Origin of the sequence: Streptomyces sp. WAC05374 (genome assembly GCF_004353505.1) — a bacterium.
Taxonomy (GTDB): domain Bacteria; phylum Actinomycetota; class Actinomycetes; order Streptomycetales; family Streptomycetaceae; genus Streptomyces.
In genome coordinates this window covers 127671-150473 of the sequence record NZ_SMNQ01000014.1, presented here as the reverse complement: position 1 = coordinate 150473, position 22803 = coordinate 127671, and the positions used below count along the sequence as shown (strand labels likewise).

Sequence of the window (22803 nt, the reverse complement as noted above, 5' to 3'; positions counted from 1 at the left end):
CGCACGTGTACGAGGGAGGACGGTCTCCACATGACCATCAAGGACACGCCCGAGGAGTGGCGGGTCACCGCGACCGCCGAGCCGTTCAAGGGCAACAAGACGAGTGTCCGCACCGACGACGTGGTCATGCCGGACGGGACCGTCGTACGCCGGGACTACCAGGTCCACCCCGGCTCGGTCGCGGTCCTGGCCCTCGACGACGAGGACCAGGTCCTGGTGCTGCGCCAGTACCGGCACCCGGTGCGGCACAAGCTCTGGGAGATCCCGGCCGGCCTGCTCGACGTGCCCGGCGAGAACCCGCTGAGCGCGGCGGTGCGCGAGCTGTACGAGGAGGCGCACGTCAAGGCCGAGAAGTGGCACGTCCTCACCGACGTGTACACCACGCCCGGTGGCTGTGACGAAGCCGTGCGGATCTTCCTGGCGCGTGGCCTGTCGGCGGCGGAGGGCGCGCGGTTCGAGGTCGCCGAGGAGGAGGCCGACATGGAGATCGCCCGGGTGCCGCTGGCGGAGCTGGCGCGGGGCGTCCTGGCAGGCGAGCTGCACAACAACTGCCTGGTCGTGGGCGTCCTGTCGGTGCTGGCCGCCCGCGCGGGCGAGGGCCTGGACGCCCTCCGTCCCGCCGAAGCGCCCTGGCCGGCCCGCCCGTTCGAGGCGTAGGCCAACGGGTGCGGGCCTCTGGTGTGACGATCGGCTGATCCGATTGAGGGACCCGTCCGCCGTGCTCCGCCGGGCGGGGCACGGCGGCTGAACTACGCTCGGATCGCCCGTCCGGGGATCCGGCGGGATCAGCACAGGTGCAGGCGGACGGGAGCGTGGCCCGTGACGGATCAGGCGGTGGACTTCGGCGGCTCGGGCGGTGCGGACCGGTCCGGTGCGCGGCCCGGGCGCCGTCGGTTCTACGGGCGGGCGCGCGAGCTCAAGGAGCTGCGGGCCGACATCGCCCGCGCCGGGCTCGACACCCTCGCCGGGCGGCCCTCCCCGCGCGCCCGGGTCCTGCTGATCGCCGGCCGGCCCGGCAGCGGGCGCACCGCGCTCGCCGAGGAACTGGTCGGCGACCTCGCCCGGGGCTACCGCGACGGCGTCCTGCGCGCCCGGCTCACCGAGCCCGGCGGCGCGCCGGTTCCCACCGAGCGGATCGCCCGCGGGCTGCTGGACAAGCTGGGTATCCCCGCCCCCGCCGGGGCGGGCGAGGACGAGCTGACCCAGCTCCTGCGGGACACCTTCGCCGAGCGCCGCGCCCTGCTCCTGCTGGACGACGCCGCCGGCGCCGAGCAGGTCGACGCGCTGCTGCCCGACAACCCCGACTGCCTGGTCGTCGCGGTCGCCCAGGGGCCGCTGACCGGCATCCCCGACGTCAGGCCCTGCACGGTCGGGGGGCTGGACGCCAAGTCCGCCATCGAACTGCTCGACGCCTTCACCGGCTCCGTGCGCATCACCGTCGACCCGCAGGCCGCCGAGACGCTCACCGAGCTGTGCGGGGGCCAGCCCGCCGCCCTCGTGCTGGCCGGCGGCTGGCTCGCCGCCCGCCCCATGTCCTCCGTCGCCGACCTCACCAAGCGGCTGCGCGCCCTGTCCGACGAGCCCGAGCGGCCCGTCGCCTCCCGCCCGCTGGCCCGCGCCTTCCGCCTGGCGTACGAGGCGCTGCCGGCGTCCGCCGCCCGGCTGCTGCGCCTGCTCTCCCTCGCCCCCATCGGGCTCGCCGACGCCCACACCGCCTCCGCGCTGGCCGGCTGCTCGGTGTCGGCCGCCCGGTCCACGCTGGAGGGCTTCGCCGCCTTCGGGCTCGTCCACGAGGCGGACGCCGAACAGTACGAGGTGCCCGGCTGCCTCCTGCCGCTGCTGCGGGAGCGGCTCACCGCCGAGGACCGGCCCGCCGAGATCCAGCTCGCCCGCGCCCGGATGCTGGAGCGGACGGTACGGCTGCTCCAGTCCTGCCGGGCGGTCACCGAGCCGGAGGGCTCGCCCGCGCGGCGCAAGCTCGCCGGGCTGCCGAGGGCGCTGCGCTTCCCGACCCGGGAGGCGGCCGACGCGTGGCTGCGCACCCGGCAGCCCGCCCTCCTGGCCGCCGCCCGGGTCGCCGTCGCCGACGGGGACCTCGACACCCTGGCCCGCCGCCTGGTCGCCGCCCTCGTGCGGGCCCTCGCCGCGCACCGGGGCACCGAGGAGGCCGCGCCCGAGCTGTACGGGCTGCACCAGCTCGTCCTGGACGTCGCCGAGCGGCGCGGCCTGCACCGCGAGCGGGCCGCCGCCCTGCTGAACCTCGCCGACCTGGACGCCCGCACCGGGCGCACCACCGACGCGCTGGCCCGCTACCGGGCCGCCCTGGACGCCGGACGGCTCGCGAACGACCCGTACGCGATCAGCCGCGCGATGGAATCCGTAGGCGGCGCGTACCAGGAGCTGGGGGACTGGCAGCGGGCCGCCGACTGGTACGGGCGCGCCCTGTCCCAGCGCCTCGCCCGGGACGAGCGCGCCGACCAGGCCCGGCTGTACGGGCGGCTCGGTGCCGTCCACACCTACGAGGGCCGGTACGGCGAGGCCCTGCGGAACTGGCGGGCGGCCGCGGCCGGATATCGCCGCCTCGGTGATCTCGCGGGCCACGCGCGGGCGTTGAGCGAGGCGGCGCGGGTGCAGGAGTACGCCGGGCGGCCACAGGAGTGCCTGCGCACCTGCGAGGAGGCCGTCGAGTGGGCGCGCAGGGCCAAGGACGTGCGCCTTCTCGCGGCGCTCCAGCTCCGGCTCGCGGACACGCTGGACCGGCTCGGCGATCCGGCGGCGGCCCGGCTGCACCGCGCTGCGGCTGATCGGCTGCTGGGAAGCGGCGCACCCGCCTACGAAATCCGCAGTGCTTCAGCCAAAGATTAGTGCTTTGCAAGGCTAGACAACGACAGACCCTTCAATAGACTGGGTGAGCCGCGATTGACCGCGGTGTATCCCGGTGCGTCCTGTGCATCCGGGTATGTATTGCATTGCCCCCTTACCCCCAGAGCCAAGGACCGTGATCGACGTGAAGGTCGGCATCCCCCGCGAGGTCAAGAACAACGAGTTCCGGGTGGCCATCACCCCCGCCGGCGTGCACGAGCTCGTCCGCAACGGCCATCAGGTCTTCATCGAGCAGAACGCCGGAGTCGGCTCCTCGATCACGGACGACGAGTACGTCGCCGCCGGCGCGCAGATCCTCCCCACCGCCGACGAGGTGTGGGCCACCGCCGACCTGCTGCTCAAGGTCAAGGAGCCGATCGCGGAGGAGTACCACCGCCTCCGCAAGGACCAGACGCTCTTCACCTACCTCCACCTCGCCGCCTCCCGCGAGTGCACGGACGCCCTGATCGAGTCCGGCACCACCGCGATCGCGTACGAGACGGTCGAGACGGCCAACCGCGCCCTGCCGCTGCTCGCCCCGATGTCCGAGGTCGCGGGCCGGCTGGCCCCGCAGGTCGGCGCCTACCACCTGATGCGCGCGGCCGGCGGCCGCGGCGTCCTGCCGGGCGGCGTCCCGGGCGTGATCCCGGCCAAGGCCGTCGTCATCGGCGGCGGTGTCTCCGGCTGGAACGCCACGCAGATCGCCGTGGGCATGGGCTTCGAGGTCACCCTGCTCGACCGCGACATCAACAAGCTGCGCGAGGCCGACAGGATCTTCGGCACGAAGGTCAAGGCCGTCATGTCCAACTCCTTCGAGCTGGAGAAGGCCGTCCTCGACGCCGACCTCGTCATCGGTGCCGTCCTCATCCCGGGCGCCAAGGCCCCGAAGCTGGTCACCAACGAGCTCGTCTCCCGGATGAAGCCCGGAAGTGTCCTTGTCGACATCGCGATCGACCAGGGCGGCTGCTTCGAGGACTCCCGTCCGACCACGCACGCCGAGCCGACCTTCAACGTCCACGAGTCGGTCTTCTACTGCGTCGCCAACATGCCGGGCGCGGTGCCCAACACCTCCACGTACGCGCTGACCAACGCCACGCTGCCGTACATCGTCTCGCTGGCCAACAACGGCTGGGCCGAGGCGCTGCGCCGCGACCCCGCGCTGGCCAAGGGCCTCAACACCCATGACGGCAAGGTCGTCTACAAGGAGGTCGCCGAGGCCCACGGGCTGGAGCACGTCGAGCTGCACTCGCTCATCGGCTGACACCCGTCAACGGGAAAAGTCAACCTCACACATCCGGCCGGACCTTGCTCGACGAGGTCCGGCCGGACGTGTGTCCGGCGGCCCCTGACCGTCGATCAAGTCGTCTCGAACGTAACCCTTTAACCGTTTCGCACACCCGCGAAACGTGTCGATGGATGGCCGTGCACCCTTGACAGAGGAGTGTTTCTTTGCCGACACATCGGCCCGCGTCCGGGCGATTGTGTTGCTGCGGAGCGGTGACACGCCATAGAGTCGCCAACCGTCGGCATGGTGCCACGCTGACCTATCGATAAGTTTCCCGGCCACTTCCAAGGAGGTAAGACGACTTGTGAATGAGTCGACATTTACTCCCGGGGGTGGTCAGCCAGGAACGGTCGGCGATGCCGGCTCGGTCGCTGTCCGCACCTTCGCGGCCGGCCAGCAGCACATGACGACAGCCCACACGATGAAGATGATGGACGGCCAACACGTGAACGCCATGGCCGGCAACGAGAGTGGCCGAGAGTCCACCCACTTCGCCGCCTACGACGAAGTCCCCGAGGGGCACTTCTACGACCCTGACGCCGAGTACGAGCCCGACCCGGAGTACGCGGCCACCCTCGCCCCGGACGCTGCACGCCAGCGCCGCGAGCGGATCGGCCCCACCGGACGGCCCCTGCCGTACTTCCCGATCCCCGGACCGCTGACCGATCACGGTCCCGCGAAGATCATCGCGATGTGCAACCAGAAGGGCGGCGTCGGCAAGACGACGTCGACCATCAACCTGGGCGCCGCGCTCGCGGAGTACGGACGGCGTGTCCTGCTCGTCGACTTCGACCCACAGGGAGCCCTGTCGGTCGGCCTCGGCGTGAACCCGATGGAGCTCGACCTCACCGTCTACAACCTGCTCATGGAGCGGGGCATGTCGGCCGACGAGGTCCTGCTGAAGACCGCGGTCCCCAACATGGACCTGCTGCCCAGCAATATCGATTTGTCAGCCGCTGAAGTGCAGTTGGTCAGCGAGGTCGCACGCGAGTCCACGCTCCAGCGGGCGCTCAAGCCGCTGCTGAACGACTACGACTACATCGTGATCGACTGCCAGCCCTCGCTCGGTCTGCTGACCGTCAACGCGCTGACGGCCGCTCACAAGGTGATAGTGCCGCTGGAGTGCGAGTTCTTCGCGCTGCGTGGCGTCGCGCTGCTCACCGAGACCATCGAGAAGGTCCAGGAGCGGCTCAACCCCGAGCTGGAGCTCGACGGCATCCTCGCCACGATGTACGACTCCCGCACGGTGCACAGCCGCGAGGTGCTCGCCCGTGTCGTCGAGGCCTTCGACGACCACGTGTACCACACGGTGATCGGCCGGACCGTGCGCTTCCCGGAGACCACGGTCGCGGGCGAGCCGATCACCACGTACGCCTCGAACTCGGTCGGTGCCGCCGCCTACCGCCAGCTCGCCAGGGAGGTGCTCGCCCGGTGTCACGCCGAGTGAGTCTGCCCGGTGCCGACGAGTTGTTCCGTACGACAGGCGGGATGGCGCTTCAGTCGTCCACCCCGCGCAGGCAGAACGGCGAACCCCGGGTGCCGGCGCCCGCGGGGGAGAGCGACCCCGCGGCGGCGGCCCCCGCCGCGGCGCCCGAGGAGCACGCGGCCGCCGAGGCCGACGCGGCGGAGCCCCGCAGCCGGGCGGCGGAGGAGCCGGCACCCGCGCCGGCCACGCCGCCCGCCAAGGCGGCCCCGGCCCGCCGCCGTGGACGCGCGGCGAACCGGCGGCCCAGCGGGCGTGAACGGCACGACGAGAAGATCACCGTGTACGTCTCCGCCGAGGAGCTGATGGACCTCGAGCACGCCCGCCTGGTCCTGCGCGGCGAGCACGGCCTCGCCGTCGACCGCGGGCGCATCGTCCGCGAGGCGGTCGCCGTGGTGCTGGCGGACCTGGAGTCACGCGGCGACGCGAGCATCCTCGTGCGGCGCCTGCGCGGGCGCTGACGGTAGCCTGCGCGGGCCGCCGCCCCCCGCGCCCCCCCCGGCCCCCCCCGCGCCCGCGGCCCCGGGGGGGGGGCCCCCCCGGGCCCCGGCCCCCCCCCCGCCCCTCCCGCCGGCGCCCGAGCCCCCGCGGGAAGCCCCTGAGGCCGCGCCCACGCCGGACCCGGTCGACGCGCCGCCCCCCGCCGACGCCCGGGTCGCCCGCGAAGCCCCCGACGCCCCGGCGCAGGAGGCCCCCGACGGGCGTTTCACCGTGCGGCTGGCGAACTTCGAGGGGCCCTTCGACCTGCTGCTCCAGTTGATCTCCAAGCACAAGCTGGACGTCACCGAGGTCGCCCTGTCCAAGGTCACCGACGAGTTCATGGCGCACATCCGGGCCATGGGGCCGGACTGGGACCTCGACCAGACCACCGAGTTCCTGGTCGTCGCGGCGACCCTGCTGGACCTCAAGGCCGCCCGGCTGCTGCCCGCGGCCGAGGTGGAGGACGAGGCGGACCTCGCGCTGCTGGAGGCCCGTGACCTGCTGTTCGCGCGGCTGCTCCAGTACCGCGCGTACAAGCGGGTCGCCGAGATCTTCAGCGAGCGGCTGGACAGCGAGGGGCGGCGCCACCCCCGTACCGTCGGACTGGAGCCGCACCACGCCGAGCTGCTGCCGGACGTCGTCATCAGCATCGGCGCGGAGGGCTTCGCCAAGCTGGCCGTCAAGGCCATGCAGCCGAAGGCCAGGCCGCAGGTGTACGTCGACCACATCCACGCCCCGCTGGTCAGCGTCCGCGAACAGGCCGGGGTGGTGATCGCCCGGCTGCGGGAGCGCGGCGAGGTGAGCTTCCGGGAGCTGGCCGACGACGCCCCGGACACCCTCACCGTGGTCGCCCGGTTCCTGGCGCTGCTGGAGCTGTACCGGGAGAAGGCCGTCGCCCTGGACCAGGACGAGGCGCTGGGCGAGCTCGTGGTGAGGTGGACGGGCGCGGAGGAGGTCGCGGTGACGGACGAGTTCGACCGCGCGAGCGGGCAGGAGGAGACGTGATGGAGCTGAAGCCGGCCCTGGAGGCCGTTCTCATGGTCGTCGACGAGCCCGCCACCGAGGAGCACCTGGCCAAGGTGCTGGACCGGCCGCGCCGCGAGGTCGCCGACGCGCTGAGGGAGCTGGCCGACGAGTACGACGTCCAGCGCCGGGGCTTCGAGCTGCGGCTGGTCGCCGGGGGGTGGCGCTTCTACACGCGCCCCGAGTACGCGGAGGCCGTGGAGAGGTTCGTCCTGGACGGCCAGCAGGCACGGCTCACCCAGGCCGCGCTGGAGACCCTGGCGGTCGTGGCGTACCGCCAGCCGGTGAGCCGGTCGAGGGTCTCGGCGGTCCGCGGAGTGAACTGCGACGGCGTGATGCGCACCCTCCTCCAGCGGGGCCTGGTGGAGGAGGCGGGCGCGGAACGCGAAACAGGTGCGATCCTGTACAGGACGACGAACTACTTCCTGGAGCGGATGGGCCTGCGCGGCCTGGACGAGCTCCCCGAGCTCGCGCCCTTCCTCCCCGAGGCGGACGCGATCGAGGCCGAGACGCAGGAAGGGGTCCCGTCGTTCGATCCGGACGCTCCGGATTCCACGCACGCAGACGACAAGACGGAATTTTGATGCGAAGCAGCAGCGGCAGGAACAGCAGCGGAAACAACGGCGGGAGCCGTGGTGGCAACAGCGGCGGCCGCGGCAGCAGCGGCGGCCGTGGCAACTACCGGGGTGCCGGTAACAGCCGCGACGACCGGCAGCAGCGCGGGAGCAACCCGCGCCGCCCCCGCCCCGAGGAGCGCAGCTACGACGTGGGCGGCCCCTCCGAGGGCCCGAAGCGCGGACGCGGCGCGGCGGCCCGCGGCGGCGCCAAGGGCGGCCCCCGGCAGTCGCCCCAGCGCGGCGGCGGCCGCACGACCCCGGCGCGTCCGCGTGAGCTCGACGCCCGGATCGAGGAGCGCAACCGCGAGCGGTACGCGAACAGGCCCGAGATCAAGACGCCGAAGACGTTCGGCGAGCAGGAGGGCGAGCGCCTCCAGAAGGTGCTGGCCAGGGCCGGCATGGGATCGCGGCGGGCCTGCGAGGAGCTGATCGACGCCGGTCGCGTCGAGGTCAACGGCGAGATCGTCATGGAGCAGGGCACGCGCGTCGACCCGGAGAAGGACGAGATCAAGGTCGACGGCCTGACCGTGGCGACCCAGTCGTACCTGTTCTTCGCGCTCAACAAGCCCGCCGGCGTCGTGTCGACGATGGAGGACCCGGACGGCCGCCAGTGCCTCGGCGACTACGTCACCAACCGCGAGACGCGGCTCTTCCACGTCGGCCGGCTCGACACCGAGACCGAGGGCATCATCCTGCTCACCAACCACGGTGAGCTGGCTCACCGCCTGACGCACCCGAAGTACGGCGTCAAGAAGACCTACCTGGCGGCCATCACCGGCCCGCTCCCGCGCGAGGTGGGCAAGCGCCTCAAGGAGGGCATCCAGCTCGAGGACGGCTACGCCCGCGCCGACCACTTCCGGGTCGTCGAGCAGACCGGCAAGAACTACCTGGTCGAGGTGCAGCTCCACGAGGGCCGCAAGCACATCGTGCGCCGCATGCTCGCCGAGGCGGGCTTCCCGGTCGACAAGCTCGTACGGACCGCGTTCGGTCCGATCCAGCTCGGCGACCAGAAGTCGGGCTGGCTGCGCCGCCTGACCAACACCGAGGTCGGCATGCTGATGAAGGAAGTCGGTCTGTAGTCACTCATACCGGTACGAAAGCCCGTGGCCTGCGGAAAGGCCGCGGGCTTTCGCGCTTGTGGCGCACCCTCGCCCGCCTTTATAGTCAAGGTGACTCTTAAGGAGGCGGCGTTGAGACTCCCCATCACCCCTGCCGCGCACGGCGGGCGGACCTGGACCCACGGGGGTGGCCCGGGCCCCCGCGCCCGCGCGGCCGGGGTGGTGCGGGTATGAACGAGCCGCGCGAGCCGCGCCCGGACGGCTACGACCCGTACGCCTTCGAGCCGTTCGCCGTCACCGTCGACCTGGCCGTCTTCACCGTCCGCGACGAGAAACTCCAGGTCCTGCTCGTCGAGCGCGGCCAGGAGCCCTACAAGGGCCGCTGGGCCCTGCCCGGCGGATTCGTCCTGCCCCGGGAGTCCGCCGGACAGGCCGCCCGCCGGGAGCTCGCCGAGGAGACCGGCCTGTCCGACGCCACGGCCGCCCGCCTCCACCTGGAACAGCTCGGCACCTACAGCGAGCCCGACCGCGACCCGAGGATGCGGGTCGTCTCCGTGGCGTACACCGCCCTCGTACCGGACCTGCCGGAGCCGAAGGGCGGCGGGGACGCGGCGCACGCCCAGTGGCTGCCGTACGGCTCGTACGGGCCGCTCGCCTTCGACCACGACACGATCCTCGCCGACGCCCACCGGCGCGTGGGCGACAAGCTCGAGTACACCTGCCTCGCCACCGCCTTCTGCCCGCCCGAGTTCACCCTCGGCGAGCTGCGGCAGGTGTACGAGACGGTCTGGGGCGTCGAGCTCGACCGCCCCAACTTCCGGCGCAAGGTCCTCGCCACACCCGGCTTCGTCCAGGCCGTGGAGGGACCGCCGCGCCTCACCGGCGGACGGGGGAAACCGGCCGCTCTCTACCGGGCGGGCCAGGCGACGGCCCTGCACCCGCCACTGCTGCGACCGGAAGGACGGCAGGAATGATCACGACCAGGACGACGACCAAGCAGGCGGCCACCGGCTCGCTCATCGGGCTCGCGCTCGGCGACGCGCTGGGCTTCCCGACCGAGTTCCACGACGTCCCCTCCATCCTCGCGAAGTGCGGCCCCTGGCGGGAGATGGCCCTGCCGAGGCCCGCGATCGTCACTGACGACACCCAGATGACCCTCGCGGTCGCCCGTGCCGTCCGCACGGCGCTCGCCCGCGGCTCCCTCGCCCCGCTCCGGCTCACCCGCCCGCTGCGCGACGAGTTCGTCGACTGGTACCACTCGCCCGAGAACAACCGGGCGCCCGGCCGCACCTGTCTGGTCGCCTGCCAGAAGCTCGACACCGGTGGCGACCGCCCCTGGCAGGCGGCCAGCCAGATCGGCTCCAAGGGCTGCGGCGCCAACATGCGGGTCGCCCCCATCGGCCTCGTCCCCGGACTCAGCCAGGAACAGCGGGCGGGCGCCGCCCAGCTCCAGGCCGCCCTCACGCACGGCCACCCCACCGCGCTGGCCGCCTCCGACCTCACCGCCCGGGCGGTGCACCTGCTGTCGCAGGGCGCCGAGCCGCTGGGCCTGGTCGGGCAACTGCGCTCCTACGCGTACGAGAACCGCTCCCGCTACCACCGGCAGTGGCTCGGCGACCTGTGGACGTACTCCCACGACGCGACGCCCGAGTCGTTCATCGAGCGCGGCTGGGACGAGTGCGCCCAGGCCCTGAGCACCCTGGACACGGCGCTGCGCACGGCCGACCCGGAGACCGACCCGTGCCTGCTGACCGGCGAGGGCTGGATCGCCGAGGAGGCGCTGACCAGTGCGCTGCTCTGCTTCCTGCTCTTCCCCGAGGAACCGGTCACGGCCATCCGCCGGGCCGCCTGCACCAAGGGCGACTCCGACTCCATCGCCTGCCTGGCCGGTGCCTTCGCCGGCGCCCACCTCGGCGCCGGCGCCTGGCCGAAGGACTGGGCGGACCGGATCGAGTACGGCAGCGAACTGCTGACGCTCGGAGCGCTCTGGGACGCCTAGGCCAGCGCCGCGAGCGCCGATGCCCGGCGCGTGCGGAACAGGAAGTCCTCGACCGCCCTGCGGTCCGGCTCCGGCGGGAGCGGGGAGCCCTCGAGCGCGTCGTCGGCCTCGGTGGCCAGGCGGGTCATCCACGCCTCGACCTCGTGCCAGGGCACCTCGCCCCGCTTGACCGCCAGGAGCCGCTCGCGCCCCTCGCCCACGTCGATCACCAGCTCGCCCGTCCGCAGCAGGTCACGGCAGGCCGCCAGCAGCCGCAGCAGGTGCATGGCGTGCTTCCAGCGGGGCGCGCCGTGCACGCGGACGTCCGCGTCGAGCTTCCTGCGCTGCGCGTGCGCGTAGCGGACGAAGACACGGTGCGCCTCGCGGGAGAGGAACGCGGGCCGCAGCGCCAGCAGTTCACGGCCGGTGTCGTCGACGCGCTCGACCAGCGGCGAGTGCAGGCACTCCAGGACGTTGGGGTTGCCGCGCAGGGCCAGCTCGCAGAACCGCTCCAGCTCCCAACTGAACTGCTCGTCCGCCGGCCCCTCTATGTGGGTCGGCGGCTTGTCGAAACGCCACTGGAGCGGGGTGGGGGCCAGGAACACACCCCGCCGGTCGGTGTCGCTGCCGTCGGTGGCGAGCCCGAAGGCGCGCGAGCCCATGACGCAGGAGTAGATCGTGTGGTCGCGCACCAGGACGTCCGGGGTCAGCATGCGCCAGACCCTACGCCAGGCGGATGCTGTCCCCCTCCACGGTGATCCGCTCGGCGGGCAGCGGCCGGGTGGCGGGGCCGCGCGCGACCGAGCCGTCCGCGATGCGGAACCGGCTGCCGTGGCAGACGCAGTTGATGGTGCCGTTCTCCACCGTGGCCACGATGCACGCCTGATGGGTGCAGACCGCGGAGAACGCCTTGAACTCGCCGTCCCGCGGCTGGGTCACCACCACCTTGCGCTCCTTGAAGATCGTGCCGCCACCGGACGGGATGTCGGCCGTCCTGGCGAGCTCGCCGTCCTGGGGCGCCGGCGACCCCGTCGTGGCGGTGGCCGTGGCCGTGGTGGCAGCGGTGCCGGGCGGCGACGCGTCGGGGGCCGTGGCGGTGCCGTCCGTCACCGCGGGGGCGGCACCGTCGTCGCCGCCGCAGCCGGTGACCAGGGCGGCGGTGGCCGACGCGGCGGCCACCAGGACGGTACGGCGGGGCGTGGGGGCTGAAGTCATGGGCAGCATCCTGACGCCGTACGCCCCCGGCACGAAGCAACCGCGCTGACGCTTACACCCGCGGGGCGAGCCCCGTGACACGGCCGGACCCGTCACGGCGGATCTCCCGCACGCCCACGACGGCGGCGCGGTCGACCGGACCGTACACGTGCGGGAAGCGCCCCCCGTCCGCACCGCCCTCCCAGCGGACCTCGGCGGTCAGCAGCGCCTCGTCGAGCGCCAGCAGCAGCAGCGGCCCCGGCACGTCCCGGTAGTAGGCCTCGACGACGGCCAGCGCCGTCCCCTCGTCGGGCGAGCAGTGCACGAATCCCTCCGAGGCGAGGGAAGCGGGCCGGTACGGGTCACCGGAACCGGCCTGCCACTCGGCCTCCGGTACGACGTGAAGCAGCATGCGGACAGTCTGCATGCCGGACACGTCCGGCGCTCCCGCCCGGTCTGACTAGGCTGAACGACAGCACCCGTGCGCGCGGCACGCGTGCGGCACAGGCGAAGGAGCGGGGACGTGGCGGTACGAGCGGTCCGAGGGGCCGTCCAGCTCGAGCGGGACGACGCCGGGCACATGCGGGACCAGGTCGGCGAGCTGCTCACCGCCGTACTGGACCGCAACGGCCTCACGCCCGACGACCTGATCAGCGTCTGGTTCACCGCCACCCCCGACCTGCACAGCGACTTCCCCGCAGTGGCGGCGCGCGGCCTCGGCATCGTGGACGTCCCGCTGCTGTGCGCCCAGGAGCTGGACGTCGCCGGCGCGATGCCGCGCGTCGTGCGCGTCCTCGCCCACGTCGAGACCGACCTGCCCAAGTCCGCCGTCGCGCACGTCTACCTCGGCGCCGCGGCCGCCCTCCGCAAGGACATCGCCCAGTGAGAACCGCCGTCGTCATCGGAACCGGTCTGATCGGCACCTCCGCCGCCCTCGCCCTGACCGGGCGCGGTGTCACCGTCCACCTCGTCGACCACGACCCCGTCCGGGCCCGCACCGCCGCCGCACGCGGCGCCGGCACCGAGGAACCGCCCGGGGGCCCCGTCGACCTGGCGATCGTCGCCGTACCGCCGGCGTACGTCGCCGCCACCCTCGCCGACGCGATGCGCGGCGGAGTCGCCCGCGGCTACCTGGACGTCGCCAGCGTCAAGGGCGGGCCCAAGCGGGAGCTGGAGGAGCTGGGCCTCGACCTCTCCGCGTACATCGGTACGCACCCCATGTCCGGCAAGGAACGCTCGGGCCCGCTGGCCGCGACGGCCGACCTGTTCGAGGGCCGCCCCTGGGTGCTGACACCGACCCGGGACACCGACACCGAGGTGCTGAACCTCGCCCTGGAGCTGGTCGCGCTGTGCCGGGCGGTACCGGTCGTCATGGACGCCGACGCCCACGACCGGGCGGTGGCGCTGGTCTCCCACACCCCGCAGCTCGTGTCGTCCATGGTCGCCGCCCGGCTCGCGGACGCCGACGAGACGGCCGTACGGCTGTGCGGGCAGGGCATCCGGGACGTGACGCGCATCGCGGCCTCCGACCCGCGCATGTGGGTCGAGATCCTGTCGGCCAACCCGGGCCCCGTCGCCGACGTCCTCGCCGGGGTGGCCGCGGACCTCGACGAGACGGTCCGGGCCCTGCGCTCCCTCCAGTCCGCCGACGACGACAAGCGGCGCGACGGCGCCACGGGCGTCGAGGACGTGCTGCGCCGCGGCAACGCCGGCCGCGCCCGCGTCCCCGGCAAGCACGGCGGCGGCCCGGTCGCCTACGAGACGGTCGCCGTCCTCCTCAGCGACCAGCCCGGCGAGCTCGCCCGCATCTTCGCGGACGCGGGCCGGGCGGGCGTCAACATCGAGGACGTCCGCATCGAGCACGCCACCGGCCAGCAGGCGGGTCTCATCCAGCTCATGGTCGAGCCCGCCTCCGCCCCCGTCCTCTCGGCCGCCCTCCGCGAAAGGGGCTGGCCGCTGCGGCAGTGACCCCCCGGCGGCGGGCGTCCCCCGAATGGGTGCAAGGGGTGCGGGCAGCAGTCGGTAACCTTGTGCCGGGCCCCTAGGCAACCGGCCGGCCCTCTCCCGCGTACCAGGAAGGTGTCCGACACCGTGGAATCCGTGATCGTCGCCATCGACGGGCCCTCCGGCACGGGCAAGTCGAGCACCTCCAAGGCGGTCGCCGCCAAGCTGGGGCTCAGCTACCTGGACACCGGCGCGCAGTACCGGGCGATCACCTGGTGGATGATCACCAACGGAGTGGACGCCGACGACGCCGGGGCCGTGGCCTCCGCCGCCGGCAAGCCCACCATCGTCTCGGGCACCGACCCGTCCCACCCGACGATCACCGTCGACGGCGTGGACGCCTCCGGCCCCATCCGGACCCAGGAGGTCACCTCCAAGGTCAGCGCCGTCAGCGCCGTCCCCGAGGTGCGGGAGCGCATCACCGAGCTCCAGCGGTCCATCGCCGCGAGCGCCGCGGCGGGCATCGTCGTCGAGGGCCGGGACATCGGCACCACCGTCCTGCCCGACGCCGACCTGAAGATCTTCCTCACCGCGTCCCCCGAGGCCCGCGCCGCACGCCGCTCCGGCGAGCTCAAGGGCGCCGACGTCCACACCACCCGCGAGGCCCTGATCAAGCGGGACGCTGCCGACTCCAGCCGCAAGACGTCGCCGCTCGCCAAGGCGGACGACGCCGTCGAGGTCGACACCACCGACCTCACCCTCCAGCAGGTCATCGAGTGCGTCGTCACCCTGATCGAGGAGAAGCGAGCCGCCAAGTGACCCCTTCCGAGAAGGGCGCCGCGGTCGGGCGGGGAATCGGCATCGGCCTGATGTACGGGCTGTGGAGGCCCCGCGTCCTCGGCGCCTGGCGGGTCCCGGCCTCCGGGCCCGTGATCCTGGCCGTCAACCACGCGCACAACCTCGACGGCCCCATGCTGATGGGCACCGCGCCCCGGCCCGTGCACTTCCTGATCAAGAAAGAGGCGTTCAAGGGGCCCCTCGGCCCCTTCCTGGAAGGCATCGGCCAGCTCAAGGTGGACCGCGGCGCACCCGACCGCACCGCCATCACCGGCGCCCTCGACGTCCTCGCGGGCGGCGGCGTGCTGGGCATCTTCCCGGAGGGCACCCGGGGCGAGGGCGACTTCGCCTCGCTCCGCGCCGGCCTCGCGTACTTCGCCCTCCGCAGCGGCGCCCCCATCGTCCCGGTGGCCGTCCTGGGAAGCACCGACCGCCGCGGACGGTTGACCAAGGCGCTGCCCCCGCTGCGCAGCCGCGTCGACGTGGTCTTCGGCGACGCCTTCCGGGCCGGGGACGGCTCCGGACGCCGCACCCGCACGGCGCTGGACGAGGCCACCGTACGCATCCAGGAGCGGCTGACCGCCCACCTGGAAAACGCCAGGCGCCTCACCGGGCGCTGAGCGAGACTTGAGACCTGAGTAGCGGATCACTCGACCCGCCGATGACGATGATGAACGAGGAACGGACTTCATGAACGACCAGCACGACCACGGGGCACTCGGCGACACCGAGTACGCGGAGTTCATGGAGCTCGCCGCCGAAGAGGGCTTCGACATCGAAGAGGTCGAGGGCGCGATCGAGGAGGCCGGGCACGGCCCGCTCCCCGTCCTCGCCGTCGTCGGCCGGCCGAATGTCGGCAAGTCGACCCTGGTGAACCGCATCATCGGCCGCCGCGAGGCCGTCGTCGAGGACAAGCCCGGCGTCACCCGCGACCGCGTCACCTACGAGGCCGAGTGGGCCGGCCGCCGCTTCAAGGTCGTCGACACCGGCGGCTGGGAGCAGGACGTCCTCGGCATCGACGCCTCCGTCGCCGCCCAGGCCGAGTACGCCATCGAGGCCGCCGACGCGGTCGTCTTCGTCGTGGACGCCACCGTCGGCGCCACCGACACCGACGAGGCCGTCGTCAAGCTGCTCCGCCGGGCCGGCAAGCCCGTCGTCCTCGCCGCCAACAAGGTCGACGGCCCCTCCGGCGAGGCCGACGCCGCCATGCTGTGGTCGCTGGGCCTCGGCGAGCCGTTCCCCGTCTCCGCCCTCCACGGCCGCGGCACCGGCGACCTGCTGGACGAGGTCCTCAAGGCACTGCCCGAGGCCCCGGAGCAGAGCTTCGGCGCCGCCGTCGGCGGCCCGCGCCGCATCGCGCTCATCGGCCGCCCGAACGTCGGCAAGTCCTCCCTGCTCAACAAGGTCGCGGGCGAGGAGCGCGTCGTCGTCAACGAGATGGCCGGCACCACCCGCGACCCGGTCGACGAGCTCATCGAACTCGGCGGCACCACCTGGAAGTTCGTCGACACCGCCGGCATCCGCAAGAAGGTCCACCTCCAGGAGGGCGCGGACTACTACGCCTCGCTGCGCACCGCCGCCGCCGTGGAGAAGGCCGAGGTGGCCGTCGTCCTGATCGACACCACCGACTCCATCTCCGTCCAGGACCAGCGGATCATCACCATGGCCGTCGAGGCGGGCCGCGCGCTCGTCATCGCGTACAACAAGTGGGACGAGCTCGACGAGGAGCGCCGCTACTACCTGGAGCGCGAGATCGAGACGGAGATGCAGCAGGTGGCCTGGGCCCCGCGCGTCAACGTCTCCGCCCGCACCGGCCGCCACATGGACAAGCTCGTCCCGGCGATCGAGACGGCGCTGGCCGGCTGGGAGACCCGCGTCCCGACCGGGCGGCTGAACGCCTTCCTCGGCGAGCTGGTCGCGGCCCACCCGCACCCGATCCGGGGCGGCAAGCAGCCCCGCATCCTGTTCGGTACGCAGGCCGGCACCAAGCCGCCGCGCTTCGTACTGTTCGCGTCGGGCTTCCTGGAGCACGGCTACCGGCGGTTCGTCGAGCGCCGGCTGCGCGAGGAGTTCGGCTTCGAGGGCACCCCGATCCACATCTCCGTGCGGGTGCGCGAGAAGCGCGGCCGCAAGAAGTGACCCACGCCCCCCGGGCATGACGGCGGGGCCGGAGCGAATCGTCCGCTCCGGCCCCGCCGTCGTCGTTCACAGCCCCCTGCGGGGCGCCGGTGGCAGCGCCGCCGGGACGTGGGGGTGCCCGGTGTGCCGCCGCATGCCGACCTGCTGCCACCCGGTCGTGTAGCCGCTGCTGTGCTGCGTCTGGTACGAACCGGTGCCGCCCGACCCGAAGGTCCCGAAGGCCTTGAACCCCAGGTCCTCCTCGCCGCTGCGGTCGCCCGGCAGCGTCCGGAACGACCTGAGGTACTCCGAGTACAGCGCGTCGTAGATCGGCGTGGCCGACGGGGCGGACAGTCCGTCGTGCGCGGAGCGCATGGCGGGAATCTGCTGGTACGACTGGCGGGATGGCTCGTATGCGTGCACGTATGTGCCAACGACCTCACCGCCCTTCGGATGCGGCCCCGGGACGGAAAACGCCGGGGTGACCGCCGGCCCGTGCACGGACCGTGTGCCGGGGCGCGCGGCCGGGTCCTCCGCGCCCCGGCCGTCCACGGCCCTGGCGTGCATCAGGTGCCGGCCAGCGGCATCGCCGCCGCCACCAGCCGGCCGTTGGCCGCCGCCTTCTCCAGGGCGTCACGCAGCAGGTCCTCGCGCGGCTGCTGGCCGATGGAGCCGACCGGGGCCGCGAAGACCAGGACCGTGTGCGACTTGTTCGCCGCGGCGCGCCAGCCCTCCGTCACCTGGAGCGGCTGGTGGGCCTGCCACCAGGCGACCGGGTTGCCGCCCCCGGTGCCCGGCTGGAGGATGGCGTGGAGCTGGCCCATGGCGAGCAGCACCGACCAGCCGCCGATGGGGGCGGGCTTCTGGTTCACGTCGGCGACCGGCACGAAGCCCTGCTCCAGCAGCAGCGGCAGGAACTCGTCGCCGCCGCCGGCCGACCCGGGCCGGGCGATCGGCGCCGTCGGCTCCACCACCAGGGCCGGGTGCAGCTCGTTGTCGATCAGCACGAGGCCGCTGGTGACGCCCAGGACGGCCTGGTCGCCGACGGCCACGGGCGCCGAAGGGGCCGGGACGCCCGCGGTGGCCTGGCCCTCCGCGCCGGTGATGGACCGGACGGCGCCCTGGAGCTGCTCCTCGGCGACCTTGACGACCTGGGAGGGGATGCAGGTGGCGTGGGCGAAGGCGAGGACCGCGGTCTCCTCGCCGACGAACAGCACGGTGCTGGTGCGCTCCTGCTCGGAGTCGCCCGGGGTGCGGCAGGAGGTGCAGTCGTAGCTGCCCGGGGCGTTCTCGCCGGCGAGCAGCCGGTCGGCTTCCTCGTCGCCGATCTCGGCGCGTACGTCCTCGCTGACGTCGAGCATGCGGGGCACGGGTGGCTCCTCGGACTCAATGCGTGCGATGCCGGGCGGTTCCCGGCTCGTCTCATGAAGAGTTCAACGGACGATCCTCGGCCGGAGTCACGGGTTGGTCCGCGCCTCGGCGCGTCGGCCGACCGGGTGGCCCTCGCCGCCGGGCCCGCGCGGCGGCGCCGTGCGGCGGAGGGAGGGTGCCTAGCGTGGGCCGATGCCGAAGATCCGCTTGTGGCCGGCCCTGGCGCCGGCCGTGCTGCTGCTCGTGTCGGGGACGACAACCGCGGGCGCCGCACCCACCGCGCCCGGCTCCCACCCCCCGCCGCCCGCTCCCGGCCCCCGCGGCCACGTCGTGCGCGCCGCCGCCTGCGCCGCCGACCAGTGGCCGTGGGGGTGCCTGGCCGAGTGCGAGAGCAGCGGCCGCTGGAACCTCAACACCGGCAACGGCTTCTACGGCGGACTCCAGTTCAAACAGTCCACCTGGGAGACGTACGGCGGCCTCACCCACGCCCCGCGCGCCGACCTCGCCACCCGGCGCCAGCAGATCACGGTCGCCGAGGAGGTGCTCCGCTGGCACGGCTGGTCCGCCTGGCCCACCTGCTCCAAGAGGTACGGGCTCTCCGGCCGCGCCCACACCGTGCAGCCGCACGACACGCTGACCGCCGTGGCACGGCGCTTCAAGGTGCCGGGCGGCTGGAAGGCGCTGTACCAGGGCAACAGGAAGACCGTCGGGACCGACCCGAACACCATCCGGCCGGGGATGCTGCTGTCCCTGCCCGGCCTCAGGCCCGCCCCGAAGGCGGCCGCCCTTCCCCCGAAGCGCGGGAAGTGAACTCGGTCAGCTCCCCGCTGAACGACAGCGCGCCGCGCCGCAGCTCATGGGCCAGGGTGCCGCGCGGGAGGCCGTCCGGCGGGCGCTGCTCGGCCAGCACGACCGCCGCGCCCCGCGCGCACAGGGCGCCGAGCAGGGCGTAGGTGCGTGCCGCGACGCCGGGCGACATGCCGAGGGCGGGCTCGTCGGCGAGGACGACACGCGCGGGCGTGAGCAGGACCCGGGACAGGGCCAGCATCCGCTGCTCGCCGCCGGAGAGGGTGCCGGCGCGGCGGGGGAGGAGCGGGCGGAGCTCGGGGTACGCGCCGAGGGCGGGCGCGACGTCCCCGGCCGGTGCGCCCAGCGCGAGGTTCTCGGCGACCGTGAGCGTGGCGTACACGGCGCGCCGGTCCGGTACGAAGCACAGACCGCGGCGCGCCCGGCGGTGGGCGCGCAGCCGGGTGACGTCCTCGCCCCGCCACAGGACCCTTCCGGCGCTCAGCGGGACCGTGCCGGCGAGGGCGCGCAGCACGGTCGTGCGCCCCGAGCCGTTGCGGCCGAGCAGCACGGTGACGGTGCCGGGCGGGACGGGCAGGTCGACGCCGTGCAGGGCCTCCAGGGGGCCGTAACGGACGCGGGCGGCGCGCAGCGCGATCTCGACGCTCATGACACGATCCGCCCCGCCTCCATGACGTGCACGGTGTGCGCGACGCCGGCGACCAGATCGAGGTCGTGCTCGACGACCAGGACGGCCGTCCCGTCGGCCGCGAGGGCCCTGAGCACCCGGGCGAGGGCGGCCGTCTCGCCGGCGTCCAGCCCGGCGGCGGGCTCGTCGAGCAGCAGGGTGTGCGGCTGCCCCGCGAGGGCGCGGGCCACCTCGACGCGGCGGAGGGCGCCCGTGGACAGTCCGGCGGCGGGCAGGTCGCGGGCGGCGGTGAGACCGAGGAGGCGCAGCGCCTGCTCGACGGCGCCCGGGTCGTCGCGCACCCGGCCCTGCTCGCCGCCCACGCGTACGTTCTCCTCGACCGTCAGGGACGGGAAGACGGCCAGCTCCTGGAACGTCCGGGCGATCCCGAGCCGGGTGCGGGCGTGCGCGGGGAGCGCCGTGATGTCGGCGGTGCCGAGGCGGACGCGCCCGGAGGTGGGGCGGGTGGTGCCGGCCAGGCAGTGGAACAGGCTGCTCTTGCCGGCCCCGTTGGGCCCCACGAGGGCGGTGACCCGGCCCGGCTCCACGAGGAGGTCCACGCCGTCGAGGGCGGTGAAGCCGTCGTAGCGCAGGGTGAGGTGGCGGGCCTCGAGGCCGGGGCCGTGGGGGTGGGAGGGCGCGGTGGCGGTGACGGTCGGGACGGCCCGGGTGGGCCGTACGGGGGCGGGGGCGGGTGCCGGGGTGGGCTCCGGCCGGTGGGGGCGCGCCGGTGCGGGCCCGGTGGTGGGGCCGGTGTCGGCCGGTGCGGGCGGGCGGGCCGCACGCGCGCGTGCCGGGCGGTGCGCGGAGAGGCGGGCCGCGCCCGGCAGCAGCGACGTCAGGGGCGGGACGCGGGCGGTGAAGGCGGCCAGCAGCCCGATCACCGCGGCCGCCGCGCCGCCCCGGGCGCCCGCGTCGAGGCCGACCAGCAGCACGGCGGCGACCAGGGGCGTCAGCAGGCTGTCGGCGCCCAGTACCAGCACCGCGGCGAACCACAGCAAGCCGCGCACCGGGTCGTACGCCGCCGGGTCGAAGGCGTGCACGCCCATGCCCAGCAGGCCGCCGCCCAGCGCCGCCAGGGCCGCGCCCGCAACGAAGGCGAGCACCTTCAGGGCGGGGACCGGGACGCCCGCCGCCTCGGCGCCCGCCTCGTGGTCGCGCAGCGCGGCCAGCGCCCGGCCCGTACGCCCCCGGCGCAGCGCGGCGACCATGAGCAGGGCCACGGCCAGCACCGCGAGCTCCACGGCGTAGTACGCGCGGTCCGACACCAGGCCCGGCGGGCGCGACAGGGACAGCCCCGCCGTGGCGTACGGCTGGGCGAACACGAACCGGCTCACCGCCACGCCCACCGCCAGGGTCGCCAGCGCCAGGGCCAGGCCGTGGCGGCGGATCGCCGGCCAGCCCGTGAGCAGGCCCAGCGGGGCGACCAGCACGGCGGCCACCAGCAGCGCGGTGAGTTCCGGCAGGCGGGGCAGGCCCGGGAAGCGGCCCGCCGCCAGCAGCGCCGTGAACAGGGCGCCCAGACCCGCGTACGCCGCCTGGCCCAGCGAGATCTGGCCGCCCCGGCCGGTGACGACGACGAGGGACAGCAGGACGACGGCGAGCGCCGGGACCTGGACCGCCGTCTGGAGGTCGCTCCCGGCCAGCCCCAGCGGCAGCAGGAACAGCACGCCCGCCGCGACCCACACCCCCGGCGCCACCCGCGCCCCCGCCGTGGACGCCCGGGGCAGGGCGTCGCGCGCCCCCACACCGGGCAGCACCAGCGCGGCGACCAGCAGGGCGACGACGAACAGGTTGGTGGCGACCGCCTGCACCAGCGGGCCCGCCCAGCCCTCCGGGTGGAACCGGGTGAGCTGCGCCTGGGCCACCCCGAGGGCCAGCGCCGTCACCACCGCCACCGGCAGGCTCCGCATCCGGGCGACCACCGCGACCGCGATCACCTCGACGACCAGCAGCGGCAGCCCGTACGGATCGAGCCGTACGTACGGCGCCAGCAGCACGCCCGTCAGCCCGGCCGTGAACGAACCGAACGCCCACCCCGACGCCGACACCCGGTCCGCGTCGATCCCGCCCAGCACCGCCAGCCCCCGGTTGTCCACCACCGCCCGCAGCTCGCGCCCCAGCTTCGTCCAGCGCGTCACCGCCCCGACCGCGCCGCCCACCAGCAGCACCGCGGCCAGTTGCGCCCACGGGTCGTCACCCAGCAGCACCGGCGCGTCCGCCCGTGCCCCGCCGCCCCACACCAGCGCCGCGCCCCCGACGAGCAGCACGAAGACGCCGATGGACGCCACCAGCGTCCGCGCCGGGTCCAGGTCGAGCACCGCCGCCGGCCGGAACACCGCCCGGTCCAGCACCAGCCCGATGCCGGGCGCCACCACCAGCAGCGTCAGGCACGCGGCGAGCGGCAGGGGCCAGCCCCACTCCACCACGAGATGCCGCAGCACGTACGCGCAGACCATCGCGACGGCGCCGTGCGCGAGGTTCAGCACGCCCGTGGCGCGGTAGGTGACGATCAGTCCGATGCCGGTCAGGGCGGCCGCGCTGCCCACGGCGAGCCCGGCGAGGACCAGTTCGTACGTGAGGGACGGCACGTCAGCCCTCGGGCTCGCACACCGGGCACGGCTCCAGCGCCGCGTCGCCGGCGGGCGCCACGTCCGCCTTGCCGGCCACCAGGGGGCAGTCCGGGCGGTGCGCCAGCGTCCCGCCCGGCACCCGCACCGGCGGGGCGTCGGAAGAGGGACGCTCCGGCACGGCCGGGGGCTCCCGCGGCCCGTCCTCGGCGGCGCGCCGGGGCGGCGGCGCCCCGCCCAGCAGCACCGCACCCGCCACGATCAGCGCCGCGCCGGGCACCGTGCAGGACGCCAGGTAGGGGACCTGCCGTTCCGCGAAGCGCTCGCCGGACACCCCGTACCAGCCGAGCACGCACAGCACCGCACCGGTGGCGGCGGCGGCGACCCCGCCCCACCACAGCAGTCGCGATGTCGGCATCCCGGGCCTCCGCTGGCTCCGCTGGCGATGTAGGGCGATTCCTTGCACTATGCCCAAGAAGGCCCAAAAAGGCACAGACCCCGGAACCCGG

The 22803-nt window shown here is 74.1% G+C and carries 24 protein-coding genes; 16 read left to right on the top strand and 8 right to left on the bottom strand.

Annotated features, from left to right (window positions below; all coding sequences use genetic code 11):
• Positions 1–30: 30 nt before the first annotated feature.
• The 10 genes from E2B92_RS24265 to E2B92_RS24220 all read left to right on the top strand — a co-directional run bounded on the left by E2B92_RS24265 (position 31) and on the right by E2B92_RS24220 (position 10807).
• Positions 31–657: an NUDIX domain-containing protein gene (locus tag E2B92_RS24265; protein ID WP_126886465.1), complete on the top strand. Its 627-nt coding sequence runs from the start codon at positions 31–33 to the stop codon at positions 655–657.
• A gap of 162 nt (positions 658–819) precedes the next feature.
• Positions 820–2865 (top strand): tetratricopeptide repeat protein, encoded by a 2046-nt coding sequence (locus E2B92_RS24260; RefSeq protein ID WP_126886467.1) that lies wholly within the window; start codon positions 820–822, stop codon positions 2863–2865.
• A gap of 142 nt (positions 2866–3007) precedes the next feature.
• Positions 3008–4123, top strand: coding sequence for an alanine dehydrogenase (gene ald / locus E2B92_RS24255; protein ID WP_126886507.1), 1116 nt, complete (start codon positions 3008–3010; stop codon positions 4121–4123).
• A 445-nt stretch (positions 4124–4568) separates the two neighbouring features.
• The gene (locus E2B92_RS24250) at positions 4569–5594 is read left to right on the top strand and encodes a ParA family protein (RefSeq protein ID WP_064072041.1); all 1026 of its coding nucleotides are present in this window, start codon (positions 4569–4571) and stop codon (positions 5592–5594) included.
• Positions 5591–6091, top strand: a complete 501-nt coding sequence (locus E2B92_RS24245) for a hypothetical protein (RefSeq protein WP_126886509.1) — start codon at positions 5591–5593, stop codon at positions 6089–6091. Before E2B92_RS24250 ends, E2B92_RS24245 begins: the two co-directional genes overlap by 4 nt.
• A gap of 7 nt (positions 6092–6098) precedes the next feature.
• Positions 6099–7115, top strand: a complete 1017-nt coding sequence (locus E2B92_RS24240) for a segregation and condensation protein A (RefSeq protein WP_443070299.1) — start codon at positions 6099–6101, stop codon at positions 7113–7115.
• Positions 7115–7717 carry an SMC-Scp complex subunit ScpB gene (gene scpB / locus E2B92_RS24235; protein WP_126886471.1) on the top strand — a complete coding sequence of 201 codons (603 nt, stop codon included), beginning with the start codon at positions 7115–7117 and terminating at the stop codon, positions 7715–7717. Before E2B92_RS24240 ends, scpB begins: the two co-directional genes overlap by 1 nt.
• A complete protein-coding gene (locus tag E2B92_RS24230; RefSeq protein ID WP_126886473.1) occupies positions 7717–8829 on the top strand; it encodes a pseudouridine synthase in 1113 nt (370 codons plus the stop codon). Before scpB ends, E2B92_RS24230 begins: the two co-directional genes overlap by 1 nt.
• Positions 8830–9038: 209 nt before the next feature.
• The gene (locus E2B92_RS24225; RefSeq protein WP_126886475.1) at positions 9039–9782 is read left to right on the top strand and encodes an NUDIX hydrolase; all 744 of its coding nucleotides are present in this window, start codon (positions 9039–9041) and stop codon (positions 9780–9782) included.
• Positions 9779–10807, top strand: a complete 1029-nt coding sequence (locus tag E2B92_RS24220) for an ADP-ribosylglycohydrolase family protein (RefSeq protein ID WP_126886477.1) — start codon at positions 9779–9781, stop codon at positions 10805–10807. The genes E2B92_RS24225 and E2B92_RS24220 overlap by 4 nt, the downstream gene beginning before the upstream one ends.
• Here E2B92_RS24220 and E2B92_RS24215 read toward each other — a convergent pair.
• Genes E2B92_RS24215 through E2B92_RS24205 form a run of 3 tightly spaced genes read right to left on the bottom strand, consistent with a single transcriptional unit; the run spans position 10804 to position 12392 of the window.
• Positions 10804–11499: a nucleotidyltransferase domain-containing protein gene (locus E2B92_RS24215; RefSeq protein ID WP_126886479.1), complete on the bottom strand. Its 696-nt coding sequence runs from the start codon at positions 11497–11499 to the stop codon at positions 10804–10806. The genes E2B92_RS24220 and E2B92_RS24215 overlap by 4 nt on opposite strands.
• A 10-nt stretch (positions 11500–11509) precedes the next feature.
• Positions 11510–12001 carry a Rieske (2Fe-2S) protein gene (locus E2B92_RS24210; RefSeq protein ID WP_126886481.1) on the bottom strand — a complete coding sequence of 164 codons (492 nt, stop codon included), beginning with the start codon at positions 11999–12001 and terminating at the stop codon, positions 11510–11512.
• Between the two features lie 52 nt (positions 12002–12053).
• Entirely contained in the window at positions 12054–12392 is a 339-nt protein-coding gene (locus E2B92_RS24205) for a DUF952 domain-containing protein (RefSeq protein ID WP_126886492.1), read from the bottom strand.
• 111 nt (positions 12393–12503) lie between these two features.
• On the opposite strand from E2B92_RS24205, the gene aroH reads away from it, so the two are divergent.
• The 5 genes from aroH to der all read left to right on the top strand — a co-directional run bounded on the left by aroH (position 12504) and on the right by der (position 16900).
• Positions 12504–12866, top strand: a complete 363-nt coding sequence (aroH, locus tag E2B92_RS24200; RefSeq protein WP_126886494.1) for a chorismate mutase — start codon at positions 12504–12506, stop codon at positions 12864–12866.
• Complete coding sequence (locus E2B92_RS24195) at positions 12863–13948, top strand: prephenate dehydrogenase (RefSeq protein WP_126886496.1); 1086 nt, start codon at positions 12863–12865, stop codon at positions 13946–13948. Before aroH ends, E2B92_RS24195 begins: the two co-directional genes overlap by 4 nt.
• 132 nt (positions 13949–14080) lie before the next feature.
• The gene (gene cmk, locus E2B92_RS24190; protein WP_235023955.1) at positions 14081–14743 is read left to right on the top strand and encodes a (d)CMP kinase; all 663 of its coding nucleotides are present in this window, start codon (positions 14081–14083) and stop codon (positions 14741–14743) included.
• On the top strand, positions 14701–15381 hold the full coding sequence (locus E2B92_RS24185) for a lysophospholipid acyltransferase family protein (protein WP_399431803.1): 681 nt from the start codon (positions 14701–14703) through the stop codon (positions 15379–15381). Before cmk ends, E2B92_RS24185 begins: the two co-directional genes overlap by 43 nt.
• 70 nt (positions 15382–15451) lie before the next feature.
• Positions 15452–16900: a ribosome biogenesis GTPase Der gene (gene der / locus E2B92_RS24180; RefSeq protein WP_126886500.1), complete on the top strand. Its 1449-nt coding sequence runs from the start codon at positions 15452–15454 to the stop codon at positions 16898–16900.
• A 66-nt stretch (positions 16901–16966) separates the two neighbouring features.
• Here the strand turns inward: der and E2B92_RS24175 are convergent, their stop codons facing one another.
• Together E2B92_RS24175 and E2B92_RS24170 are read right to left on the bottom strand one after the other, a co-directional pair.
• Positions 16967–17254: a hypothetical protein gene (locus E2B92_RS24175; RefSeq protein ID WP_399431805.1), complete on the bottom strand. Its 288-nt coding sequence runs from the start codon at positions 17252–17254 to the stop codon at positions 16967–16969.
• Positions 17255–17445: 191 nt separating this feature from the next.
• On the bottom strand, positions 17446–18249 hold the full coding sequence (locus E2B92_RS24170; protein WP_126886503.1) for a hypothetical protein: 804 nt from the start codon (positions 18247–18249) through the stop codon (positions 17446–17448).
• Positions 18250–18442: 193 nt separating this feature from the next.
• On the opposite strand from E2B92_RS24170, the gene E2B92_RS24165 reads away from it, so the two are divergent.
• Positions 18443–19060 (top strand): LysM peptidoglycan-binding domain-containing protein, encoded by a 618-nt coding sequence (locus E2B92_RS24165; protein WP_133087684.1) that lies wholly within the window; start codon positions 18443–18445, stop codon positions 19058–19060.
• Here the strand turns inward: E2B92_RS24165 and E2B92_RS24160 are convergent.
• From E2B92_RS24160 to E2B92_RS24150, 3 genes are read right to left on the bottom strand one after another with little or no spacing between them, the layout of a single operon-like run.
• Complete coding sequence (locus tag E2B92_RS24160; protein ID WP_126889584.1) at positions 19011–19706, bottom strand: ATP-binding cassette domain-containing protein; 696 nt, start codon at positions 19704–19706, stop codon at positions 19011–19013. The two genes, E2B92_RS24165 and E2B92_RS24160, sit on opposite strands and share 50 nt — an antisense overlap.
• The gene (locus E2B92_RS24155) at positions 19703–22315 is read right to left on the bottom strand and encodes a branched-chain amino acid ABC transporter permease/ATP-binding protein (RefSeq protein WP_133087683.1); all 2613 of its coding nucleotides are present in this window, start codon (positions 22313–22315) and stop codon (positions 19703–19705) included. Before E2B92_RS24155 ends, E2B92_RS24160 begins: the two co-directional genes overlap by 4 nt.
• A gap of 1 nt (position 22316) precedes the next feature.
• A complete protein-coding gene (locus E2B92_RS24150; protein WP_126883668.1) occupies positions 22317–22712 on the bottom strand; it encodes a hypothetical protein in 396 nt (131 codons plus the stop codon).
• Positions 22713–22803: the final 91 nt, after the last annotated feature.

Coding starts and splice junctions, on each gene's coding strand:
- E2B92_RS24150 (WP_126883668.1), bottom strand. CDS start 22,712: ATGCCGACATCGCGACTGCTGTGGTGGGGCGGGGTCGCCGCCGCCGCC.
- E2B92_RS24165 (WP_133087684.1), top strand. CDS start 18,443: ATGCCGAAGATCCGCTTGTGGCCGGCCCTGGCGCCGGCCGTGCTGCTG.
- der (WP_126886500.1), top strand. CDS start 15,452: ATGAACGACCAGCACGACCACGGGGCACTCGGCGACACCGAGTACGCG.
- E2B92_RS24210 (WP_126886481.1), bottom strand. CDS start 12,001: ATGACTTCAGCCCCCACGCCCCGCCGTACCGTCCTGGTGGCCGCCGCG.
- E2B92_RS24225 (WP_126886475.1), top strand. CDS start 9,039: ATGAACGAGCCGCGCGAGCCGCGCCCGGACGGCTACGACCCGTACGCC.
- E2B92_RS24250 (WP_064072041.1), top strand. CDS start 4,569: ATGAAGATGATGGACGGCCAACACGTGAACGCCATGGCCGGCAACGAG.
- E2B92_RS24230 (WP_126886473.1), top strand. CDS start 7,717: ATGCGAAGCAGCAGCGGCAGGAACAGCAGCGGAAACAACGGCGGGAGC.
- E2B92_RS24160 (WP_126889584.1), bottom strand. CDS start 19,706: ATGAGCGTCGAGATCGCGCTGCGCGCCGCCCGCGTCCGTTACGGCCCC.
- E2B92_RS24175 (WP_399431805.1), bottom strand. CDS start 17,254: ATGCGCTCCGCGCACGACGGACTGTCCGCCCCGTCGGCCACGCCGATC.
- E2B92_RS24265 (WP_126886465.1), top strand. CDS start 31: ATGACCATCAAGGACACGCCCGAGGAGTGGCGGGTCACCGCGACCGCC.
- E2B92_RS24205 (WP_126886492.1), bottom strand. CDS start 12,392: ATGCTGCTTCACGTCGTACCGGAGGCCGAGTGGCAGGCCGGTTCCGGT.
- E2B92_RS24215 (WP_126886479.1), bottom strand. CDS start 11,499: ATGCTGACCCCGGACGTCCTGGTGCGCGACCACACGATCTACTCCTGC.
- E2B92_RS24220 (WP_126886477.1), top strand. CDS start 9,779: ATGATCACGACCAGGACGACGACCAAGCAGGCGGCCACCGGCTCGCTC.
- scpB (WP_126886471.1), top strand. CDS start 7,115: ATGGAGCTGAAGCCGGCCCTGGAGGCCGTTCTCATGGTCGTCGACGAG.